The organism is Paenibacillus sp. ACRRY (assembly GCF_022346995.1).
Lineage (GTDB): Bacteria > Bacillota > Bacilli > Paenibacillales > Paenibacillaceae > Paenibacillus.
In genome coordinates, this window is sequence record NZ_JAKRNM010000020.1 from 15,468 (window position 1) to 36,571 (window position 21,104).

At 48.3% G+C, this 21,104-nt stretch carries 21 protein-coding genes and 1 riboswitch; of the genes, 9 read left to right on the forward strand and 12 right to left on the reverse strand.

Going from position 1 to position 21,104, the window contains the following annotated elements; translation table 11 throughout:
- Positions 1 to 56: 56 nt before the first annotated feature.
- The 5 genes from argS to MH144_RS29575 form a co-directional block, all read right to left on the reverse strand.
- Positions 57 to 1,736: an arginine--tRNA ligase gene (gene argS, locus MH144_RS29555; RefSeq protein WP_095293475.1), complete on the reverse strand. Its 1,680-nt coding sequence runs from the start codon at positions 1,734 to 1,736 to the stop codon at positions 57 to 59.
- The gene (locus MH144_RS29560) at positions 1,733 to 2,158 is read right to left on the reverse strand and encodes a YwiB family protein (protein ID WP_239305710.1); all 426 of its coding nucleotides are present in this window, start codon (positions 2,156 to 2,158) and stop codon (positions 1,733 to 1,735) included. Before MH144_RS29560 ends, argS begins: the two co-directional genes overlap by 4 nt.
- A gap of 261 nt (positions 2,159 to 2,419) precedes the next feature.
- Positions 2,420 to 2,719 carry a DUF6171 family protein gene (locus MH144_RS29565; protein WP_239305711.1) on the reverse strand — a complete coding sequence of 100 codons (300 nt, stop codon included), beginning with the start codon at positions 2,717 to 2,719 and terminating at the stop codon, positions 2,420 to 2,422.
- Between the two features lie 4 nt (positions 2,720 to 2,723).
- Positions 2,724 to 4,205: an alpha-N-arabinofuranosidase gene (locus MH144_RS29570; RefSeq protein ID WP_239305712.1), complete on the reverse strand. Its 1,482-nt coding sequence runs from the start codon at positions 4,203 to 4,205 to the stop codon at positions 2,724 to 2,726.
- A 217-nt stretch (positions 4,206 to 4,422) separates the two neighbouring features.
- Positions 4,423 to 5,613 (reverse strand): WD40/YVTN/BNR-like repeat-containing protein, encoded by a 1,191-nt coding sequence (locus MH144_RS29575; RefSeq protein ID WP_239305713.1) that lies wholly within the window; start codon positions 5,611 to 5,613, stop codon positions 4,423 to 4,425.
- 281 nt (positions 5,614 to 5,894) lie between these two features.
- On the opposite strand from MH144_RS29575, the gene MH144_RS30920 reads away from it, so the two are divergent.
- Positions 5,895 to 6,026 (forward strand): hypothetical protein, encoded by a 132-nt coding sequence (locus MH144_RS30920; protein ID WP_260504323.1) that lies wholly within the window; start codon positions 5,895 to 5,897, stop codon positions 6,024 to 6,026.
- Between the two features lie 390 nt (positions 6,027 to 6,416).
- Here MH144_RS30920 and speB read toward each other — a convergent pair whose 3' ends face one another.
- Both speB and speE read right to left on the reverse strand, forming a co-directional pair.
- On the reverse strand, positions 6,417 to 7,286 hold the full coding sequence (gene speB / locus MH144_RS29580) for an agmatinase (protein WP_239305715.1): 870 nt from the start codon (positions 7,284 to 7,286) through the stop codon (positions 6,417 to 6,419).
- Between the two features lie 14 nt (positions 7,287 to 7,300).
- Positions 7,301 to 8,128: a polyamine aminopropyltransferase gene (speE, locus tag MH144_RS29585; protein ID WP_095293469.1), complete on the reverse strand. Its 828-nt coding sequence runs from the start codon at positions 8,126 to 8,128 to the stop codon at positions 7,301 to 7,303.
- Between the two features lie 413 nt (positions 8,129 to 8,541).
- Here speE and MH144_RS29590 point away from each other — a divergent pair, with 413 nt between their 5' ends.
- Positions 8,542 to 10,620 (forward strand): transglycosylase domain-containing protein, encoded by a 2,079-nt coding sequence (locus MH144_RS29590; RefSeq protein ID WP_239305716.1) that lies wholly within the window; start codon positions 8,542 to 8,544, stop codon positions 10,618 to 10,620.
- Positions 10,621 to 10,827: 207 nt separating this feature from the next.
- Here MH144_RS29590 and MH144_RS29595 read toward each other — a convergent pair whose 3' ends face one another.
- A complete protein-coding gene (locus MH144_RS29595) occupies positions 10,828 to 11,331 on the reverse strand; it encodes a YwhD family protein (protein ID WP_239305717.1) in 504 nt (167 codons plus the stop codon).
- Between the two features lie 101 nt (positions 11,332 to 11,432).
- Here MH144_RS29595 and MH144_RS29600 point away from each other — a divergent pair, with 101 nt between their 5' ends.
- The 5 genes from MH144_RS29600 (at position 11,433) to MH144_RS29620 (ending at position 16,463) form a co-directional block, all read left to right on the forward strand.
- Positions 11,433 to 13,424, forward strand: a complete 1,992-nt coding sequence (locus MH144_RS29600; RefSeq protein WP_239305719.1) for a M1 family metallopeptidase — start codon at positions 11,433 to 11,435, stop codon at positions 13,422 to 13,424.
- Between the two features lie 10 nt (positions 13,425 to 13,434).
- Positions 13,435 to 14,277, forward strand: coding sequence for a hypothetical protein (locus MH144_RS29605; RefSeq protein ID WP_239305720.1), 843 nt, complete (start codon positions 13,435 to 13,437; stop codon positions 14,275 to 14,277).
- A gap of 260 nt (positions 14,278 to 14,537) precedes the next feature.
- A riboswitch (cyclic di-AMP (ydaO/yuaA leader) is annotated at positions 14,538 to 14,675 on the forward strand.
- Positions 14,676 to 14,678: 3 nt separating this feature from the next.
- Complete coding sequence (locus MH144_RS29610) at positions 14,679 to 15,149, forward strand: C40 family peptidase (RefSeq protein ID WP_095293464.1); 471 nt, start codon at positions 14,679 to 14,681, stop codon at positions 15,147 to 15,149.
- A 311-nt stretch (positions 15,150 to 15,460) separates the two neighbouring features.
- Entirely contained in the window at positions 15,461 to 15,952 is a 492-nt protein-coding gene (locus MH144_RS29615; protein ID WP_239305721.1) for a GNAT family N-acetyltransferase, read from the forward strand.
- Positions 15,953 to 16,106: 154 nt separating this feature from the next.
- Complete coding sequence (locus tag MH144_RS29620; RefSeq protein ID WP_239305722.1) at positions 16,107 to 16,463, forward strand: c-type cytochrome; 357 nt, start codon at positions 16,107 to 16,109, stop codon at positions 16,461 to 16,463.
- A 72-nt stretch (positions 16,464 to 16,535) separates the two neighbouring features.
- On the opposite strand, the gene rbsK is transcribed toward MH144_RS29620, so the two are convergent.
- The 3 genes from rbsK to MH144_RS29635 all read right to left on the reverse strand — a co-directional run bounded on the left by rbsK (position 16,536) and on the right by MH144_RS29635 (position 18,415).
- Complete coding sequence (rbsK, locus tag MH144_RS29625; protein WP_239305723.1) at positions 16,536 to 17,519, reverse strand: ribokinase; 984 nt, start codon at positions 17,517 to 17,519, stop codon at positions 16,536 to 16,538.
- A gap of 44 nt (positions 17,520 to 17,563) precedes the next feature.
- Positions 17,564 to 17,860: a 4a-hydroxytetrahydrobiopterin dehydratase gene (locus tag MH144_RS29630; RefSeq protein ID WP_095293460.1), complete on the reverse strand. Its 297-nt coding sequence runs from the start codon at positions 17,858 to 17,860 to the stop codon at positions 17,564 to 17,566.
- A 261-nt stretch (positions 17,861 to 18,121) separates the two neighbouring features.
- Entirely contained in the window at positions 18,122 to 18,415 is a 294-nt protein-coding gene (locus MH144_RS29635; protein ID WP_095293459.1) for a hypothetical protein, read from the reverse strand.
- A gap of 235 nt (positions 18,416 to 18,650) precedes the next feature.
- On the opposite strand from MH144_RS29635, the gene motA reads away from it, so the two are divergent.
- Both motA and motB read left to right on the forward strand, forming a co-directional pair.
- Positions 18,651 to 19,451, forward strand: a complete 801-nt coding sequence (gene motA, locus MH144_RS29640; RefSeq protein WP_095362317.1) for a flagellar motor stator protein MotA — start codon at positions 18,651 to 18,653, stop codon at positions 19,449 to 19,451.
- Entirely contained in the window at positions 19,438 to 20,256 is an 819-nt protein-coding gene (gene motB / locus MH144_RS29645; RefSeq protein ID WP_239305724.1) for a flagellar motor protein MotB, read from the forward strand. Before motA ends, motB begins: the two co-directional genes overlap by 14 nt.
- A 139-nt stretch (positions 20,257 to 20,395) precedes the next feature.
- On the opposite strand, the gene rluF is transcribed toward motB, so the two are convergent.
- Positions 20,396 to 21,097 carry a 23S rRNA pseudouridine(2604) synthase RluF gene (gene rluF / locus MH144_RS29650; RefSeq protein WP_239305725.1) on the reverse strand — a complete coding sequence of 234 codons (702 nt, stop codon included), beginning with the start codon at positions 21,095 to 21,097 and terminating at the stop codon, positions 20,396 to 20,398.
- Positions 21,098 to 21,104: the final 7 nt, after the last annotated feature.

Below are 21,104 nucleotides of genomic sequence, written 5' to 3' on the forward strand. Positions count from 1 at the left end.
GCATGGAGACTTTTTGCCATGGGCCAAGCCGCTGCTGCGGTGCTTGGCCTCGCGGTTTACATTTTGTCCGGTGCGGATACGCCTACCAGACGGAGCGCTGTCGCGATGACGGTGCGAACGGCACCAATCAGCGCCAGACGCGCTTGGGTTTGACCCGCGTCTTCGGTAATAACGCGTTCAGCACGATAGTAGCTGTGGAACAATGAAGCCAGCTCATATACATAACGGATCATGCGATGAGGCGCATATCCGGTAGCTGCTGCGGCAATCTCTTCAGGCAGCTCGCCCATTTTACGAAGAAGATCGAATTCATGTTCCGTCGTCAGCTTGGACAGGTCAATCTGTGCCAGTGGCAGCAGCTCAATACCCTGCTCTTCAGCCTGACGGTATACACTGCATACGCGGGCATGTGCATATTGTACGTAGAATACTGGGTTCTCATTAGACGTTGAAATCGCGAGATCCATATCAAAGTCCAGATGGGAATCCATGCTGCGCATCGTGAAGAAGTAACGAATCGCATCAATACCCACTTCATCCATCAGATCTTCCATCGTTACCGCTTTACCGGTACGCTTCGACATCTTCACTTTTTCGCCGTTTTGGAACAAGCTCACCATCTGTGCAATCAGTACCACAAGCTTGGATGGATCATTACCCAGTGCCTGCATTGCTGCTTTCATCCGTGGAATATATCCATGGTGGTCAGCTCCCCAGATGTTGATCATCGTGTCATATCCGCGGGAATACTTGTCACGGTGATATGCAATATCCGGCGTCAAGTAAGTGTACGTACCATCGTTTTTGATCAATACACGTTCTTTGTCGTCACCATATTGCATGGTTTTCAGCCAAGTTGCTCCGTCTTTTTCGTAAATTTCGTCACGATCACGCAATTCGTCAAGGACACGAAGCACTTCCCCATTGTCGTACAGAGAAGTCTCGCTGAACCAGATGTCGAAGTTAACGCGGAAGCGATTCAGGTCGCGCTTGATTTTATCGAGCTCTTTCTCCAGACCATAGTCACGGAAATAAGCAGCACGATCACCTGGATGCATCGACAGCAAGCTGTCTCCCTTTTCGGCTACCAGCTCCTTGGCAAATCCTTTGATATCTTCGCCGTGGTAACCATCTTCCGGCATCTCCGCATCCTGACCCAGCTCCTGCAAATAACGTGCTTCAATGGAACGTGCCAGGTTAAACACCTGGTTACCCGCATCATTAATGTAGTATTCACGTGTTACGTCATACCCGGCATAATCGAGGATGTTGCAGAGCGCATCACCCACAGCCGCTCCACGGGCATGTCCCAGATGCAAACTGCCTGTCGGGTTCGCACTGACAAACTCCATCTCGACCTTACGACCTTCGCCGACATTGATCCGTCCGTAGTTCTCACCTTGTTCATGAACAAGTCCAAGCACCGGGTAAAGGTAACTCTTGTCCAATTTGAAGTTGATAAATCCTGGTCCGGCAATCTCTGCCTTCTCGATTCCAGCTTCCACAAGGTTCAGATTCGCAATAATTTCTTCTGCAATCTGGCGTGGATTGCGCTTGGCAATCTTGGTCAGCTGCATGGCTGCGTTGGTCGCCAAATCCCCGTGCGACTTGTCACGCGGCACTTCAAGTGTTATTGCTGGCAGTTCCTCTTGCGTAACGAGACCGGCAGCAACAACAGCATTGCCGATCGCGGTACTTACCCGTTCGTTAATCGTATCTAGTGGATTACGTGTCATGAAATTGGTTCCTCCTGTATGTGCAAACTGATCTCAAAATGTCCGGCTTCTTCGTCAAAGCGGTAAAAGTCATAGCTCCACGCTGCGCGTGCGCTCAATCCCTGTATGGAAAGGTCCAGCTTATGTGTATGCGTGGACAGGGTAAATGACATGTAAGGTGATCGGTAAAAACCTGGGAGCTTGCGATTCATTTCAAACGTTTGCTCCGATTCCACCTCACCATGGCGTATAATCTTGAGGGATTGTCCACCAAGTTTCAATGTTGTTCGGGTAATACCACCCTCAGGTCCAGCCTGTGGCTCTTCGTAACGAACATAGAGCACAGAACCCTTCAAAATGGCTTCACCCTTCATTTCCTGCAGCACATCTTCGCCTTCATAACGGCTGTGCAGCCGGATCTGAACCGGTCGCATGTTCGACATGAATGTTAACCTCCAATATATTCGAGGCGGCGCAAAATCGGGCAGGACCGGTGAGAACAGCCCTTCCCGAATTCGAGTACCGCTATACGCGCTAATATAACCAGATAGCTCGCTATCCTACACTCTACTGTATAACTATATCCAGTTCACCCGCTCAATTCAAATCCAAATTCAGAGTTTTTGTCCCATATCATCAAAAAAAAGCAGAGCAACACCCTAAAAGTGCAGCCCTGCTTAGTTACATTATAATGAAATCAAACGTTAAAGGTTCGACCACCTGGATTCATAAGGGAACGGGCAGATCGATTCTACCAGCTTGGCACGAACCTGGACCAGACAGCCGCAATAGCGGCAGGTAGTGCCATATTGCAGTCCTGGACAGTCTGCACATAAGGATAATCGCCTCTCATATTCCTCGTCCTGAACGACAGGGCGCGAGCGGGATGCAATCTCCACCAATCGGGCCATTTTGGAATCACTGATGTTGACAGCATGTTGATCACTGCATCCCTTACACGACTCCTGTTTAGCAACAAAATGACTCGAATCCGATGTGCTCATCGCATTACTCCTGGATCGCAAGTACCCCTACAGATGCAGGCGGCAGGACAAAACGCAACTCCTGGTTAACCAGGGTAACACCCTTCCAATCCGTTGGCTCAACCTTGCTCGGATCTTCAAATGTATTGAATGCACCAAAATCGGCATGATGCAGAATTCGACCAGATACGGAAGAAGACTCTGCAGCTTCAATCTGGCATACCACTTCCATCTCATCTGTATGACTGAGATTACATGCCGTTACATGAATCACGCCGTCCTTACTGCGGGAAGCAGATAAGCTAAGCTGGGGAATGGTATCTTCGCCAAGCGTATATCCAGGGCTCTCATAATTCAGCTCCAACCGCTGTGCATCCATATGAACCTGATACATATCAAACACATGATATGTTGGGGTGAGCAGCATACGCTCGCCTTCTGTCAGGACCAGAGCCTGCAGTACGTTAACGATCTGTGCCAGGTTGGCCATTTGCACCCGTTTATTGTAGCGATTGAACAGGTTCAGGTTAATGCCAGCCACCAGCGCATCCCGCATCGTGTTTTGCTGATACAGGAATCCCGGATTCGTCCCTGGCTCTACATTGTACCAGGTTCCCCATTCATCAATAATAAGCCCCACCTTGCAATCCGGATCATATTTATCCATAATCTCGGAATGCTTCACGATTAATTCTTCCATATGCAATGTACGCTTCAGGGTCTGGAACCAGGCTTGATCGTCGAAGCCGGTAGATTCGCCCTTATCCTGCCACACTCCCGTCGGCAATGTATAATAATGAAGGCTTAAGCCGTTCATGTGCTGTCCCGCTTCACGCATCAACACTTCTGTCCAGTGGTAATTGTCCTCGTTGGGTCCACAGGCAATCTTATATATCTGATTATCAGAATAGTTACGCACATATGTAGCATACCGACGATACTCATCCGCATAATACTCGGCACGCATGTTACCGCCACATCCCCAGTTCTCATTCCCCACACCAAAGTAGGTCAGTTTCCATGGTTTGTCCCTACCATTATCCTTGCGCCAGTTGGCCATTGGAGATTCCCCGTCAAACGTAATGTATTCGACCCACTGCTGCATTTCATGGACGGTTCCGCTACCCACATTGCCACTGATATATGGTTCTGTTCCTAACAGCTCACATAATCTTAGGAATTCATGAGTTCCAAAATGGTTGTTCTCTTCCACGCCTCCCCAGTTTGTATTGATCATGCGTGCACGTTCATTCTTCGGGCCAACGCCATCCTTCCAGTGATACTCATCAGCAAAACAACCGCCTGGCCAGCGAAGTACCGGAATATTCAGCTTCTGCAGTGCCGTCAGTACGTCATTGCGTATCCCTTCCGTATTGGGAATGGGTGAATCTTCTCCTACCCAGATCCCTTCGTAAATACAACGTCCCAAGTGCTCAGAAAAGTGACCATAAATATTGCGATTTATTAATCCTTGATCCGAATTCGCCTTTAAAGTAACATCAACCATTATTTCAACCTCCCAAAATGTGTTGTTATCGCTTACAATAACTTGTTTTTTAACAGGTTTCAACCGTTTTTATTTTTACAAAAACAAGCCCTTTACCAGCATGATTCCTCTGGAAAGGGCTTGTTTATTTTGCAGATTCAACATAGACCTACGAAATGGTTTTTTTTCGTTTCCACTAGTGAATTTGGTTGGTTGTTATTTCAAATTAAAGGGCCATTTAATCCCGCTCTGAAGGTAACAACATTTTTTGTGTCCATGAAGTTCCGCCATCTGTTGTTTGGTAGATGGCAGGTGAGTTATCACTTGTTACAACGAGCCAGCCTGTTTGGGCTGATGGGAATGAGATGCGTGAGCTATAACCTGGATCTTTCAGATCGATATTTTTCCACGTGGAACCTGCATCATACGAACGGCCAATGCCCACTTTACCAGCAGCAGGAGATCCGCCTGAGAGATAAGCAGTCTGGTCACCGATTAGCGACATGTTCCCAGGATGGCCCCCCGGGTCTGCCGGGCCTTTTCCTTTCCCGACATTGCTGCCACCTGGCGCAGGGCCTCCACCTGCTGTCGACTGAGCGAAAACCTGCCTCCAGCTTCTGCCTTCATTCCCGCTTGCATATAGGGAATACGATTGTTGAGACATGCCTGCATCACCATACAGGACAGCCCATACCTGCTTCCCGTTTGCATATAGATCCGCTCCATTCCATGTGGCCGAAGCGACCTTGAGAGAGGTTATCCAGTTCTTATCTCCATCTGTTGTCCGAAGCAGCTGATATCCCGAGCCCGGTACAATTTGTACAGCATAGCCTTGTTTATTGGTAGCGAAAGCCACCGATCTTGTATTTGCGGGGGTATGGACTTTAATCCAGCTTAATCCGCCGTCCTGTGTCCGATACGCACCATTATAGGTGTAGCCGTAACCCTCGTTGTTATTTTTAAAATCAATATGCTTGAACTGCATGCCATGGGTATCAAGCCGGTTCCAGTGTGATCCCCCATCTGTCGTGCGAATAAGATACGTCTTGGCAGAATCCTTCATTTGCGCTAAGGCAAACCCATTTACGTTGTTCGGAAAATCAATCTGCGTGAACTGCCATTGTCCAGTATAGATGGATTGCCATGTACAACCCGCATTTGAGGTGCCAATCAGGAATCCCTCCCCAGCAGCACGACCCGTTGTGTTGTTCAGGAAATCAATTTCTGTAAACTGCAGATGCTGATCTTCTACACCGCTGCCTTTTTTCAATGTAGCAGACAATCCATGATCTCCACTTCCACAAGTGGATGAAGCTGCTGCTGCACTTACACCCGACTGTGCATACACTGGACCCAATCCCCAAGCCAGCGTTAAGGATAATGCCAATGTGCTAATCCGTTTCCATGTGATCGTACTCTTTGTTGTCATCGCGACACCTCCTTCTATGTTTTACCCGAATTTGCATGTTCTAAAGTGACATTTTGTATATCACCAGTGACATTACTGCAATAAAAAAGCCACCTTCACCTACAATTGGTATCTTGTAGATAAGGGTGGTCGTTCGTAAACATATGGAACGAGGCATTCGTGGTGTGCAACAAATGGTAGAGTCATGGCGAACATACGTGCTATAATTGATATTATGGACTTTGAATTAAGGTGGATGTTTTCATGACCACGGCGCAGCCTCCCAAAAGGGGGTGACGTTAATGGTCAAACTTGTGGCGTTGCTTGATGTGATCCGGTGGATTGCTGCGATTCTCAGTCTGGTACTGAGTGTACGAAGGCTATACCGTTGGTTGCGTAAAAAGTTTCGTAACAAGCGAAAACCCACCTCATAGGTTGGAGCCTGACGGTGGGTTTCGCTTGAACTAAGCTATTCAGTTTAATGCGCTCCGTGGCAATCCACAGCCTTTCTGGTCCTAGGAGTCTTTGTCGCTACCAACGACAAGGGCTCTTTTTATAGTGTATGGCCGAACCAGACTACCATATACTTCACTGATGTAATATATCAATGATTAGATATATTACCTATTACGTTGTAGCCAGTATAACATAGCCGTGGACCGAGGTTCAATGAAGTGAACTCCACCCAATCAAATATTCCACTCGCTACAACAGGATTGTGGAGCATCCCTTACAGATGTAATCATAACGAAAACACCCTCCACTGCACAGGATGAATCTGCGCAGACAGAGAGCGTTTTACTCTAACTAACTATTTTTAACTATTACTTTACAAAGCCAAGCAGCATCTCACGGATTAGCTTTGCAGCTACAATCTGTGTCTGTTGTGTTGGATCATAGATCGGCGCTACCTCAACCAGGTCACAGCCGACTACATTCACATCTGATCCGGCAATCATGTGGATGGCTTCAAGCAGTTCTTTGGAAGTGATTCCGCCCGCTTCTGCTGTACCTGTTCCTGGAGCAGCCGATGGATCAAGCACATCGATGTCGATGGTCACATACACTGGGCGGTTACCCATTTTAGGAAGAGCTTCCTTCATCGGAGCTGCGACTTCAAACGGATAGAAGTTAATGTTCTCCCGGCCATACTGGAACTCCTCACGGGATCCGGAACGGATTCCGAATTGATAAATATTTTTGCCGCCCATCAGCTCAGCTGCTTTGCGTACTGGCGTCGAGTGGGACAACGGCTCGCCTTCATAGCTTTCACGAAGGTCTGCATGTGCATCAATATGAATCAGGATGAGATCCGGGTATTTCTTGTACATTTGTTGGATCACTGGCCAAGTAACCAGATGCTCCCCGCCAAGACCGATCGGGAATTTGTCATCAGCCAGCAGGCTGCCGATATACTCGTTGATCACTTCAAGGCTGCGTCCTGCGTTACCGAAAGGCAAGAGCAGATCACCAGCGTCAAAGTAGGTCATATCGACAATACTCTTGTCGAGGTACGGGCTGTATTCTTCAAGTCCAACCGAAGCCTGGCGGATATGAGAAGGGCCGAACCGGGAACCCGGACGGAAGCTGACAGTATAGTCCATGGGCATCCCGTAGATGACCGCTTTGGAATTCTCATAATCCTCGGAACTGCAAATAAATACGTTACCAGAATAAGCTTGATCCAATTTCATTAATGATTTCCCCTTTATTTCGTTAAGTCTTCCACGAATTTAGGAAGTACAAAGGCTGCCTTATGCAAACGTGGTGAGTAATATTTGGTGTCCATCTCTGGAATTTGAGTCTCATCCACTTGAAGTGGATCATGTTTCTTGCTGCCCATTGTGAATGTCCACAGACCGCTTGGGTACGTTGGAATGTTACAACCGTATACGTGTACAATGGGGAAGATTTCTTTTACATCCTTGTTTACCTTTTGAATCAGGTCTGCTTTGAACCAAGGGTTATCGGTTTGTGCAACAAAGATGCCATCTTCTTTCAGTGCTTCATGGATCCCTTGATAAAAACCACGCTCAAACAGTGGTGCAGCCGGACCTACAGGCTCCGTGGAATCCACGATGATTACATCGTACTCATTTTTATGTTCAATAATATGCATATAGCCGTCATTAACGAGCACTTCAACATTGGGCTCGTCCAGTTTGCCGGCAATTTCAGGCAAATATTTTTTGGAATACTCAATAACTTTACCGTCAATTTCGACGAGAACTGCTTTTTCTACTGCAGCGTGTTTGATGACTTCACGAATAACGCCGCCGTCACCGCCACCTACAACCAAAACTTTTTTCGGATTCGGGTGAGTGTTCAGCGCAGGGTGAGCCGCCATCTCGTGATATACGAATTCGTCTTTCACAGTTGTCATCACCATACCGTCAAGCAGCAGCATGTTACCGAATTCTTCGGTTTCTACCATGGCCAAATCCTGAAAGTCAGTCTTCTCGCTTACATATGTCTGCTTAATCTTCGCGGTAATCCCGAATGCCGGGGTCTGTTTCTCCGTGAACCACAATTCCATGATCTCTACCTTCTTTCCGTAAAGTTATTGATCAGCCATATCAAGCATGGCGCTGCACGCCGCCCGGTTCGCACAAACACGCCCAGCGTTCGGCGCCAAAGCATTAGGGTTGCTGGCTGCGGGAAAGGTCCGCGTTCACTTCATTATATAGATTAAATTGACCACAGCGTGCTAAGCGTCTGACCGATCAACGAATCAATGACAATTGGTGCTGTTCGTCTTTCTGTGCCTTTTTGTATGTTGTGCCGAACTGCTACTTTTCATTACCCTTTTGCATTATACGCGATAGATGTTTATCCTGCAAAACGGTTTTTTCTGCAGAAATGCTACATTTTAAACTGTTCAGCGGCAGACTGAATATCCCTGTCCATGAAATCCCATACTGGGAAGAAAAGAAGAAAGGAGCCCGTTCCATGACTCAACATCGCCAGAAGACCCGCAAACGCGGGTTCCGTTTATTAAAATGGATCAAAGGCCTCTCTCTGCTCGCTGTTCTTGGAGTTATTGCAACGATTGCAGGATTGGTCTATCTATACGCGACCAGCCTCCCCCTAGCTGATTCGGATCGCAACTCAAGACTGCTTGATAGCCAAGGCGAAGTCATCGCCACCTTCTCTGCAGGCGGCAAAGATTCCGTACCTGTGCAGCTTCAAGACATCTCAACAGACCTGGTCAGTGCCACTCTGGCTGTCGAGGATCGCAAATTCTATGACCATTATGGTTTCGACATTCAAGGGGTGGGACGGGCCGTGCTCGTTAACCTGCAGCATATGGAAATGTCCCAAGGTGCCAGCACCCTCACACAACAGCTTGCGCGAAATCTATATCTTTCCCATGAGAAGACCTGGACTCGCAAGGCCAAAGAGGCCATGTACACGGCACAGCTTGAAATGAAGTACAGCAAAGATGAAATTCTGCAAATGTATCTCAATGAGATCTATTATGGTCATGGCGCCTACGGAATTGAGGCCGCGTCGCGCATGTATTTCGGCAAATCCGCCAAACAGCTCGATTTGGCGGAAAGCGCCATGCTCGCAGGCATTCCAAAAGGCCCCACCTACTATTCTCCATATAACCATATGAAGAACGCGAAGGATCGGCAGAAGATTGTACTGTCTGCCATGGTCGATATCGGTAAGATAACAAAAGCCGAAGCGGACAAGGCTTATGAGGAAATGCTGTCTTTTAAGCCGGAAAGTGAACGAAAAACAGTAGAAAGCGCGCCTTATTTCCGGGATTACATTCGCAGCCTGGCCGTCAAGGAACTGGGCATTAGTGAAGCAATGCTGGACCATGGAGGACTAAATATATACACCACTCTGGATCTGCGTGTGCAAAAGGCAGCTGAAGATGCTGTAGCCAAAGGCATGGATCCAAGTAGCGAGCTGGAGACAGCTCTCGTGTCCATAGACCCTCGTACAGGCTATATCAAAGCTATGGTAGGCGGCAAAAACTACCGGACTAATCAGATCAACCATGTCCTGGCGACGACACGCCAGCCCGGATCTGCATTTAAGCCTATTATGTATCTGGCTGCACTCGAATCCAAAGAACTGACGAGCGCCTCCATCTTCAATAGCGAACCAACTCTGTTTCACTATGACAATGATCGCAAGACCTATAAACCTGGCAATTTCGGCGACAAGTATCTGGGGGAAATTGATCTAAGGCAGGCAATCGCCGCTTCGGACAATATCTATGCGGTCAATACAATAATGCAGATTGGGCCTGAGCAGGTTGTGGATATGGCCAAGAGTCTGGGGATTACAAGCAATCTGAGTGCTGTCCCTTCTCTCGCCTTGGGCACCTCGCCCGTAAGCCCTCTGGAGATGGCTTCTGCCTTCTCCGTCATTGCTGCAGGTGGACAGCGCACGCCTCCTGTCGCCATTCTGCAGGTGACGGATGCAGCAGGACGTGTAATCTATGAAGCCCCACAAACCAAGGCCGAGAATGTGGTAGAACCGGCCGCAGCATATGTACTGACACGTTTAATGGAAAGTGTGTTCGAAAATGGCGGTACAGGGAACCGGGTTGCTACAACGATTAAGCGCCCCGTAGCAGGCAAAACCGGAACAACCAATACGGATGCCTGGATGGTTGGCTTCACCCCCGAACTCTCCACCGCAGTATGGGTCGGTTATGACCAGGGCAAAGCCATCTCCACGTCGGATGGGCGCCGAGCAGCACCGATGTTTGCCCAATTTACAGAACAGGCTCTTGCGAGTGTGCCGCCTAAGATCTTCCCTGTTCCCGATCATGTGGTCAGTGTCTATATTGATCCCGAGTCCGGAAAACTGGCGGGTAATGGCTGTGAAGAGAAACGGCTTGAGGTCTTCATTGACGGCACAGAACCGACAGAAACCTGTAGCGGGGCAACGGAAGATACCGATTCCGAGAAGAATGAAGGAAGTCATGAGGTACAGAATCAAGAAGGAATTCAGGAAGAAAAGCATTCGTGGTGGAGAGACTTTAAACGTTGGTGGGTAGAATGACGTAAATACGTAATGTCATAATAGTGACTTAATTGCGTCACTGTGATTGGCTGGCTTCAGATTCTTTCTGCAGATCAGCCTTATTCAACTATTTCAACCCCCTCCCACTTGTAAAGCAAAAGCCCCGAACCGATCATTTCGGTTGCGGGGCTTTTCATGTTCTTTTTATAGAAAACAGCATATAAGGCGTTTATTAGAAAGCCTTTATCAGGAAAGTGCTTCTTTTAGTTCATCCGGAGAAGCGTTCCACCACTCTTCATTGTGTGTAATCAACAGCTTCTTGAGAGCTGCACGATCTTCTGATCCAAGCTCATCCAGCATGAAGCGGCGTTTCATTGCATAATCCATCCGGTTAACATGGTCAGCCAGCAGTTTCCATCCTCGTTTTGCTTCGGTATCAATCCACATCTCGCATGCGGTTGCTCCGCCATACAATTGTCCTTGTTCCGTACGGTCTACAGCTACCCAAACTAGCCATACCTGGCGACCGTTAGGTACATCTTCACGATTCGTCGAAAACTTGATTCCACGTTCCACCTTGCTCTTTGCATGCATGGCACCAATATCAATCTTTGCCTCGCCATTATCAATTATAACCGGCGACAGGTTGTTCAGATCAATGGAGCCTGCACCGAAACCTTTATGTTTGCTCTTGGCACTTACGATATTCAAGGCAATCTGTTTTTTGCCGTTTTGCTCGTTTTGATCCATAGTTATAGCCTCCAAGGGTTGATACAAATATTTTAACTAATAATCGCCCCATTGCAAACATATACATGCTGTAGATGCTTGTCAACGGGAGGTATTTAACGATGATTCCACTACGCGCCAAGAGCTGGCTCACTGCAATTCTAGCCCTGTGTGTGTTTACCGGAGCCATATGGATCACTCTGGATCACACTCGTTCTACGACATCCGACTTGCCAACGCTCGCCCCGGAATTGGGCAAGCCTCCGGCAAAGGTCCAAACTCCGGCACCTCCAGAAAGTGTACAGACACCTACTGCTGAGGTGTTCAGCAACCGCGTGGTGGAATATCACATGGATGTGAAGCTGGTAGATGGCAATGTTTTGGAGGGAACGCAGACACTGACCTGGACTCATCCGGGTAAAAAAACAGTCAGCGAGCTTTATTTCCACCTATACCCCAATGCATTCTCTTCTACAGACACGACATTTATGAAGGAATCCGGCGGAAAGCTTCGCGGTGATGTGATGCCAACGGACGGTTACGGCTCCATGAACATTACGGAGATGAAAACAGAGGACGGGCTTTCCCTCCTGCACCGGATGCAGTATGTACAGCCGGATGACGGAAACATGAAAGACAAAACACTCATTAAAGTTAGATTACCCAAACCGGTCAAGGGTGGGGAAACCATTACACTGCACACCCGGTTTGAGGTCAAGCTGCCCAAAATCTTTGCCCGTATGGGAACCGCTGAAAACTTTGTTATGGCGGGTCAATGGTTCCCCAAACTCAGTGTATATGAGCCAGCAGGCACGCGAGGACGTACGGCTGAGGGCTGGAATCTGCATCAGTACCACGGGAATTCCGAGTTTTATGCGGATTTTGGCATCTATAGTGTGCGTATTCGGGTACCGGAAACATACAAGGTTGCCGCAACTGGGTTTCCAACAAAGCAGGCTGTTATAAAAAATGGCGAAAAGATCTATCAATTCTATGCTGACGATGTACACGACTTCGCCTGGGCAGCCTCACCTGACTTTGTTTATGCAGAAGAACCCTTCTCTGCTCCCAACGTGCCAGGTGTACGAATCAAGCTCTACCTGGACCCGGCCCACCAGGATCTGAAGGAACGTTACTTCTATGCAGCCAAAGCAGCTCTTTCGAATTACAGCAAGTGGTTTGGTCCGTATCCGTATTCCACGCTCTCCATTGTTGTTCCCCCAAAAACAGGCAATGGAGCAGGCGGCATGGAGTATCCTACCTTAATTACAGCCTTCGGCGCCGATGACGCTACACCAGGCTACGATCTGGAACGCACGGTTGTACACGAGATCGGCCATCAGTATTTCTATGGGATGGTTGCCAGCAATGAATTTGAAGAGGCCTGGCTGGATGAAGGGTTTACCTCTTACGCAGAAGACAAACTGATGGAGCAGGAATACGGACTTATTCCGAATCTGCCCGTTCAATCCGGCTTAATCACTTCGCCTGCTTCACTCACGCAGGAGTCCTGGAAGTTTGATTCCCAGAATCATTACGCAGCCAATGTTTACACAAGGGGCAAGCTTGTTCTGCTGGGCATTGAACAACAAGTGGGTGCAAAAACGATGGAACGCATTCTTTCAACTTATGTCAAAAAATATCGGTTTAAACATCCCACTTCGGCCGATTTCCAAAAGGTCGTGGAACAAGTGACCCGCAAGTCCTGGTCTGATTATTTTAATCAATACGTATATGGGGACGGGATGGCCGACTTCGCCGTGGAGAATATCCAGGTCAAGCCTGTTGAAAAAGACGGTCAAAGGTTGTATGAATCATCGGTAACATTATTGAAGAAAGGCAGCGACTACGAGAAGGTGCCCGTACGCATTGTTTTTGAAGATGGACACATCGTCGCCAAGGAATGGGATGGCAGTAACGGTCGAATTACGTACAAGTTAACGTACAGCTCGCCTGTATCCTGGGCAATGACCGATCCGTTGTATACCGTTGTGCTGGAGAACCGTCATATGAACAACTTCTTGAAGGCGGGTCTGGATGAGCCATCCAAGTTCCGCTGGAGCATGAGTGTAACCAAGCTTATAGAAGCTATATTCGGAGGTCTGTCATGGTGAGGTGGAGACAGTGAAAGCAAAAATACGTGAGGGCTGGTTTCTTGTTCGTCAGCATATGTTCATTGTGGCACTTTTATTTCTCTATCAGCTGGTGTGGGGTTACTTCATCTATAAAATGGTGCAATCGGCTGTCATTCCTTTGCTGCTGCGCTATCCGGACCCTGACGCGGGGGAGCTGAGTACCATTTTATTTAAAATGGAAAGCCAGCTCAGTCTGTCTACCCATCCCGAGGTGCATCGCTATTTATGGATACTTGGGGGCATGCTCCTGCTCCGCATGCTGATTACCCCTCTCATCCAGGCAGGGCTACTCTATTCATTACAACACTTCAATCATACAGAAGAGCGTATTCCTTTTGTACGCGGGATCAAGGCACTGTGGAAACCGATGCTGCTGCTTCATTTCATTAAAACGCTATTATTGCTGCTGCCTGCGTACTGGCTGATCCCCAAGCTGTATAGTATCTTTCTGGATGGATTCCACTCGCTGCAGCTGCTGCTGCCAGGCATCCCATATGTAGCCGGATGGATCGTATATGGCTGGATCATACATCATGCTTTGTTATATATGCAGTTTGGCGCTACAGCTCCCGAGGATCAGGGCGGGGTAAAAGGTACATTTCTCGGTCTATTGCTCGCCTTGCGTCATATCTTTCCTCTCATTGGTATCGCAGTGGTTCTGGGAGGAATTCATCTGCTCGTCTTCGGTGCCTTCACATCTGCGTCGTGGTTCCTGACAGGTCTCATCGGTCTGATCCTGCAACAAACCTATCCGCTCGCCAGATGTTTGTTGGATATATGGAAGATATGTGCTCATTTCCGTCTGTGGCAGTCCAAGTCCTCCAAAGGTTAAAAAGTGTAATGAACCGCACGAAAATTGTTACCATCTTCATGTAAACTTATGTCAATGTTAACGCTTCACAAAAGCAAACCCCGACCTTTCCCCGTCAAAGGTCGAGGTTTTTTTTGCTAATTTTCTTGTTAAACGTTGCCAAAGCTTTACTCCTCTGTTACAATAATCGCAGTGAGTTTTTAGTAACAACTTTGTAATCTTTACCTTATGAATTGTAACTACTTAAAATTAAATCGTCATTTCTTGATTTCGCAGGTGCACAACTAGCATAGCCAAATTCCTGGCACCTGGGAAGCGGGGGAACCAGTTATGGGTGAATTGATCTTGCTACAGAGGGATCATAGGGGACCTTCAACCGAATCCTTAAGCTAACCTCGCAGGCGTTGGAAGGGGTATATCTCTTGTTCAAAAAGAAATTAACAGCAGCTGTCCTTAGCTTAACATTCGCACTATCGCTTGGAGCAGGCAGCGCATTCGCAGATTCAAAAATGGATAAAGTAATTGATTCAGCAATGGGAACTACATACAAAAGTGGTGGAACAACGCTTAACGGCTTTGACTGCTCTGGATTCACACGGTATGTATTCGAAAAGCTGGGCATCGATTTGGCTCGTCAATCCAGTTCCCAATTCGACATGGGTGACTCGGTATCCCGCATGGAAATGAGACCAGGCGATCTGGTATTCTTCAATACAACGGGTAAAGGGGTTTCACACGTAGGGATTTTCGTGGGAGAAGGAAAGTTTGCACACTCCTCGTCTTCCAAAGGAGTTACCATTAGTTCTTTGAGTGAGAACTACTGGGCCAACCGCTATGTTGGCGCTAAACGGATTATGAGCACGGACGCATATGAGTCACTGGCCCTCGACTAGGGACAAGCTGAGCAACATCATACTGTAACGAAGCATAAATCAACCGCCCGGTACATTCTCCGCAGGAATGTATCCGGCGGTTTTTTTGTGCTTGTTCGTCCATGCCCTTATGATGTTTTTACCCATCCTACTATAATATAAACGAAATTCCATGAACTTTTGTTTCACTTTTTTTCAAGGAGCAACACCTTGCCAAATGCCCTCCTCTTTTGTAGAGTGAAATCAGGATTAAATATGAAATGACATATGTAATAAGCCAATAGCGTATGACTAGAAGTAGCTTGTTCACAATGAAAGGAGCGTGCAGTGGTATGGATGAAGCTTCTGCAACGTTTCACGTTGTGCCGATGCAAGAAGAACATGCAGCATTGATCTGCAGCTGGATATATGAACCACCCTATAACATCTATACCTGGCTGCCATGGGAACAAATGAAGGCGCTGGAGGTTGAATTCGGCGATGAGCAGCTTCGAAAAGAGCAATATGCAGTTGTACTAGGAGAGCAGGGCCAACTTTGCGGATTCGTTCAATTTTTTCCACTGGAAGGCGTGACGCGAATTGGGCTTGGCATGCACCCCGAGCAGTGTGGACAAGGTCGCGGTACTGCCTTCGTCTCTGCGATCGTGAAGGAAGCCATTCGGCGGAACCCTAGTCATGAGATTGATCTCGAAGTGCTCACCTGGAATACGCGGGCTATCCGCGTTTATCACAAGGCTGGATTTGTCACCCAGGATACGTATGAACGACAGACACCAAGCGGTTTGATGCCTTTTTATTGCATGGTCTATGAAGGACCTCGTTAACCCTTAAACGGCATAACCAAAAGAAATTCATGCCCGTTTATGTGATTAGTTCAAAAAATTACCACAAAATGCTATGATGTCTTAACAGGTTCCGTTATAATGATATGGACAGTTTCAGTTTAGATGATCTTTCATTCTGGAGGGGACATAAGGGATGCACAAATGGATCATGAGCGGGGTATTTTTTGCAGCATGCGCATTGGCTATTGTATTAATGTTTACGCTTCCAGGGAAAGAGGAAGTTGCAGAAGAAGCGAAACCAACCATGCCGGAAGTAGCAATGGATGCCGGACAGGCTGAAGCACTGGTCAAAGCCAATTGTATCACGTGTCACGGAGATCAGCTTCAAGGTGGCGTAGGACCTGCTCTAGCAAACATCGGCAGTCAGGATGATGTGGAGAAGATCTACTCTACTATTATCAAAGGTAAAGGCGGCATGCCTTCCTTCAAGGACAAACTGAAGGACGAGGAAATTGCCAATATCGCGATGTGGCTGGCTGAGAAGAAATAAGGATAATGGATACACAGCAAAGAGGCCCTGCCTTCCCTCTCGGGAATGGTCCGGGCCTCTTCGTCATATCGTTCAGCTTCTGGCTGCGTGTTCTGCCAAAAAGGCTTCCACTTCACGTGCATACGGCATCCCCGACTGGGCGCCGAGCTTCGTTACGGATAACGCAGCCGCACCCATGGCATAGCCTACTGCCGCGTCCAGCGTTTCCCCGCGCGCGAGGGCTACCGCCAGCGCGCCGTTGAAACAATCGCCAGCGCCGGTCGTATCGACGGCGCTTACGGCGTAGCCCGGCGCACGGCAAGCGCCGGTACGCCCTGCCTGTACGCGGCCGCCTGGCGCTGCCGCGTACACAGCCCCCTCGGGGCCGAGCGTCGTGACGACAGCGGCCCCGAGCGATGCGGCGAGCTCTGCGACCGCCGCATCCACGTCTTCCGGCCGGAGATCATCCCGGCCGGTAAGCACGGCAAGCTCGCTGCGGTTCGGCGTGACCACGTCGACGCACCGCAGGAGCTCCTGGGGCAGACCCGGCACCGCTGGAGCCGGGTTGAGCACCACCAGTGCGCTGCCTTCTGCCGCCAGTTCGGCGGCGCGGGTGACCGCTGGCAGCGGGATCTCAAGCTGCAGCAGCACCGCTGCGGCTGCAGTCAGGCTTTTTACCGTATCCGCCTCTTCCAGCATCTCCGGCACCACTTGACCATTCGCTCCAGGAATAACAATAATCCGGTTGTCTCCCTTGGAGAGCCAGATGGAGGCTGTACCTGTTACAGTGTCTTCCAATACACGAACCTGCGAGGCATCCGCCCCACTATCCGTCAGACTGTGCAGCAAGCGCTCACCAAAGCTGTCCGAACCCACTGCTCCAATCATCGTGGTCTGTCCACCCAGACGTGCAGCAGCAACGGCTTGATTAGCCCCCTTTCCGCCCGCCAGATAGTGAAGTTCCTCACCGCTTACCGTTTCTCCCTCTTCCGGGATGATATCGGTCTTCACCACGAGGTCCATATTGAGACTGCCTACAACCGCGATCAGAGGCTTATTCTGATTCATGTCTGACATGTATGCTTCCTCATTTCTTGGCAGTACAACGATAACCGGTCCGGCTATGTCGTCCTCATTTTCTCAAACGTTTCGTTAAACTGCTCTGCTTCCTTAATATCTACAGATGTAATTCCACCCTCATCCCACGACGTGAGACGCAGCGTAACCGTTGTATAATCAATCGTAATAAAAGGGTGATGATTAAATGCTTCCGAGATCGCGGCGACCTCATCCACGAATGCAATCCCCTTCATGTAGTTGGAAAATACGAACTTGCGGACAATCCACCGTCCCTCTTCCAGTTCCCAGCCTTCCAGCCTTCCCAGATGAGCTTCGACTTCTTCTTGCGTAAAAACCATACGTTATCTTCCTCCCCATAAAGATGGCACAAGGGTAGTCTCTAGCCCTCTCCCTCATGCCATCCGAAACCTTGGTGCTACCACAGTAACCCCAACCGTCATAAGTTAGCCGCTCTGCGGCTCGCCCGTTTCATGACTCTCATCTTACCACGTACGGAACGCAAAATCCAATACTGTAAATGGCGTTAGAGCCAATAGCCGTAAGGCTTCCAGGCGTTTCCCCTCCCGGATCCCACGCTAGAATTCCCCTTATATTCGGCCCTAGATTAGCGGTACAAATGTCAATTCTTCTTCCCCAATCAAAATATGAATGCGATGCTGCTCCTTGTCATGGATAACCACACCACTCCCTACAGGAATGACCGACTCTGTGCCCAGCGCATAGAACAAATCCTCTGCCAGGGCTTCGTCCACTTCGAGCTGCTCGTTTTCACCCAAACGGGACCAATCCTCTGCATCCATTTCAAAGAAAACATATCGGTCCGGAATGCGGCCGATCGCCTGTGTCAAATCTGTCAATATTCCTTCATAATCCCGTCCATGCTTTACGCCCATTGGCTTTTTCACTCCTGTTTGGCCCCTAAAGAGCTGATTTGTTCTTATTATACCTGAAAATAACCCTTAAAAAAAAAGGCCTACTGGTCGATAAATACTATACATGACCGTTTCAGCTGTTACAGCATTTCTAAAAAATGCCATAGGTTAAACGGATTGCGGCAAAACATTCGCCCGGAAGCCCGAATACAGCCGCTTGAAAGGATTCAATTTTATCTCATGGATGAGGTGTATGATGGAAATTTCAACGATTATCGGACTAGTTTTAGGGCTGGTTTCACTTGTTCTCGGGATGTTCCTGAAGGGTGCTCCCCTGATCAATCTGGTTAACAACCCGGCAGCCTACGTTATTATCTTTGTTGGTACAGCAGCAACAATCTTCATGGCATTTCCAATGTCTGAAGTTAAAAAAATCCCCAAGCTTTTCGGGGTACTCTTCAAAAAGCAGCAACTGATTGACCGTGTTTCACTGATCGGCACATTTATGGATTGGGCTTCCACTACCCGTCGTGAAGGTTTGCTGGCACTGGAATCAAAAGTCGAAGAGATTGACGATCAATTCCTTCGCAGCGGTATGCGCATGATTATTGACGGCAACGACCAGGAATTTGTTAGTGATGTTTTGATGGAAGATATCCATGCCACCGAAGAGCGTCACCGCGGAGGCGCATTGATCTTCGCACAAGCGGGGATGTACGCTCCAACACTCGGGGTTCTCGGGGCCGTTGTAGGTCTGATTGCAGCCCTGGCCGACCTTAGTGATATGGAAAAACTATCTCACGCGATTGCGGCTGCGTTTATCGCTACACTCCTTGGTATTTTTAGTGGTTACGTGTTGTGGCACCCAATGTCCAACAAGTTGAAGCGGATGTCCAAGAAAGAGATGGAGATCAAGCTGATGATGGTTGAAGGGTTGTTATCCATTCAATCTGGTGTATCCACCATTGCCATCAACCAAAAATTATCTGTATTCCTGACACCTTCCGAACGTAGACAGCTGGAAGAGAAGGAGGGATCATCAGGTGAAAAAGGCTAAAAAACATGAGCCGCATGAAGAACATATAGACGAGAGCTGGTTGCTCCCGTATTCTGACTTGATGACACTGTTGCTTGCCCTGTTTATTACGTTGTTCTCCATGAGTTCACTCGATGCAGCCAAGTTCGAACAGATGGCCTCGGCCCTGAGCAGTGCGCTGAATGGCGGCGCAGGTGTATTGGATCATACATCCATGAATCCTACGGATGCGACAACCGACCTAGGCAAAAACAAACAGGTGCCTGAAGAGATCACCAAGAATAAATCTGCTCAGATTACAGATGCACAGATGGCTCAAAAAGAGCAGGAAGATCTGGAGAAACTCAAGAAACAACTGGACCAATATATTAGCAAAAACGGGCTATCCGACCAACTCAACACCAAGCTGAATCAATCTGAACTGAAGATCACCATCAGTGATAATGCTCTGTTCTCTTCAGGGCGTGCAGATGTGAAGCCTGAATCGCGATCACTGGCAAAAGCCATATCCAACATGCTTCAGGAGTTCCCACAATATGAAGTGGTTGTATCTGGCCATACTGATAATATTCCCATCTCGAACAGCCAATATAAGGATAACTGGGATCTAAGTGCGGATCGCGCACTGAACTTCCTTAAAATCCTGTTGTTGAACGACTCGCTGGATCCTGCGAAGTTCACTCCTAGCGGATATGGTGAGTACCACCCGGTTGCCAGTAACCAGACCAATGTTGGACGAGCTCAGAATCGCCGTGTAGAGGTTTCTATTATCCGGAAGTATCAAAGCAACAACTCGACTGTAAAAGCAGTCAATCAAGCAAATTAGAAGCGAATGCGAGTTCAAAAGGACGTTTTTCTCTCTGGTAGAGGAAAACGTCCTTTTGATGTGTAATCAGCATGATATCAAAAAAGCTCTGCCTTCTCTTCTTCAGAAAAGAAATGCAGAGCTTTCATGCTTTGAACTGTTATTCCAGAGAGTAGTCCAGCAGACTGCCCAATTCCGACTTCTCCGCAGCTGTCAGCTCTCTCCACTTCCCTGTAGCCTGTTCACCCAGATGAATATTCATGATACGTACACGCTTCAATTTACGCACCTCGTAACCAAAGGCACTACACATTCTGCGAATCTGCCGATTCTTCCCCTCGGTCAGTATAATCCGGAATACTCGCTCAGAGATTCGAGTGACAGTGCAGGGCAGTGTCATTTCACCGAGAATTTTGACGCCCGTGCTCATCCCCTTCAGAAAACTCGGCGTGACAGGGCGGTCAACCGTAACGATGTACTCTTTCTCATGGCGTCCCTCTGCTCTAAGTATCCGGTTGACGATATCTCCGTCATTGGTCATCAGAATGAGCCCTTCGGAATCCTTGTCCAATCGGCCAATTGGGAAAATGCGCTCCTTGTGCCCTACAAAGTCAACGATATTGCCCTTGATATGCTGCTCGGTTGTACTCGTAATACCGACAGGTTTATTCAGTGCAATGTATACATGCTTTCTTTTTTCCTTGATAGGCTGACCGTTGATCCGTACGTCGTCGCCTTCTTCCGCCTGACTTCCCAGTTCGGCGGTTACGCCATTAATGGTCACTTTCCCGCTCTCCACTAATTTGTCCGCTTCACGCCGGGAACAATAGCCTGTTTCACTAATAAATTTATTAATACGCAAAAGGTAA

What these genes read in the sequence shown, in the direction of transcription:
- argS (WP_095293475.1), bottom strand. Translation starts at nt 1,736, where the DNA reads ATGACACGTAATCCACTAGATACGATTAACGAACGGGTAAGTACCGCG.
- MH144_RS29560 (WP_239305710.1), bottom strand. Translation starts at nt 2,158, where the DNA reads ATGTCGAACATGCGACCGGTTCAGATCCGGCTGCACAGCCGTTATGAA.
- MH144_RS29565 (WP_239305711.1), bottom strand. Translation starts at nt 2,719, where the DNA reads ATGAGCACATCGGATTCGAGTCATTTTGTTGCTAAACAGGAGTCGTGT.
- MH144_RS29570 (WP_239305712.1), bottom strand. Translation starts at nt 4,205, where the DNA reads ATGGTTGATGTTACTTTAAAGGCGAATTCGGATCAAGGATTAATAAAT.
- MH144_RS29575 (WP_239305713.1), bottom strand. Translation starts at nt 5,613, where the DNA reads ATGACAACAAAGAGTACGATCACATGGAAACGGATTAGCACATTGGCA.
- MH144_RS30920 (WP_260504323.1), top strand. Translation starts at nt 5,895, where the DNA reads ATGGTCAAACTTGTGGCGTTGCTTGATGTGATCCGGTGGATTGCTGCG.
- speB (WP_239305715.1), bottom strand. Translation starts at nt 7,286, where the DNA reads ATGAAATTGGATCAAGCTTATTCTGGTAACGTATTTATTTGCAGTTCC.
- speE (WP_095293469.1), bottom strand. Translation starts at nt 8,128, where the DNA reads ATGGAATTGTGGTTCACGGAGAAACAGACCCCGGCATTCGGGATTACC.
- MH144_RS29590 (WP_239305716.1), top strand. Translation starts at nt 8,542, where the DNA reads ATGACTCAACATCGCCAGAAGACCCGCAAACGCGGGTTCCGTTTATTA.
- MH144_RS29595 (WP_239305717.1), bottom strand. Translation starts at nt 11,331, where the DNA reads ATGGATCAAAACGAGCAAAACGGCAAAAAACAGATTGCCTTGAATATC.
- MH144_RS29600 (WP_239305719.1), top strand. Translation starts at nt 11,433, where the DNA reads ATGATTCCACTACGCGCCAAGAGCTGGCTCACTGCAATTCTAGCCCTG.
- MH144_RS29615 (WP_239305721.1), top strand. Translation starts at nt 15,461, where the DNA reads ATGGATGAAGCTTCTGCAACGTTTCACGTTGTGCCGATGCAAGAAGAA.
- MH144_RS29620 (WP_239305722.1), top strand. Translation starts at nt 16,107, where the DNA reads ATGCACAAATGGATCATGAGCGGGGTATTTTTTGCAGCATGCGCATTG.
- rbsK (WP_239305723.1), bottom strand. Translation starts at nt 17,519, where the DNA reads ATGTCAGACATGAATCAGAATAAGCCTCTGATCGCGGTTGTAGGCAGT.
- MH144_RS29630 (WP_095293460.1), bottom strand. Translation starts at nt 17,860, where the DNA reads ATGGTTTTTACGCAAGAAGAAGTCGAAGCTCATCTGGGAAGGCTGGAA.
- MH144_RS29635 (WP_095293459.1), bottom strand. Translation starts at nt 18,415, where the DNA reads ATGGGCGTAAAGCATGGACGGGATTATGAAGGAATATTGACAGATTTG.
- motA (WP_095362317.1), top strand. Translation starts at nt 18,651, where the DNA reads ATGGAAATTTCAACGATTATCGGACTAGTTTTAGGGCTGGTTTCACTT.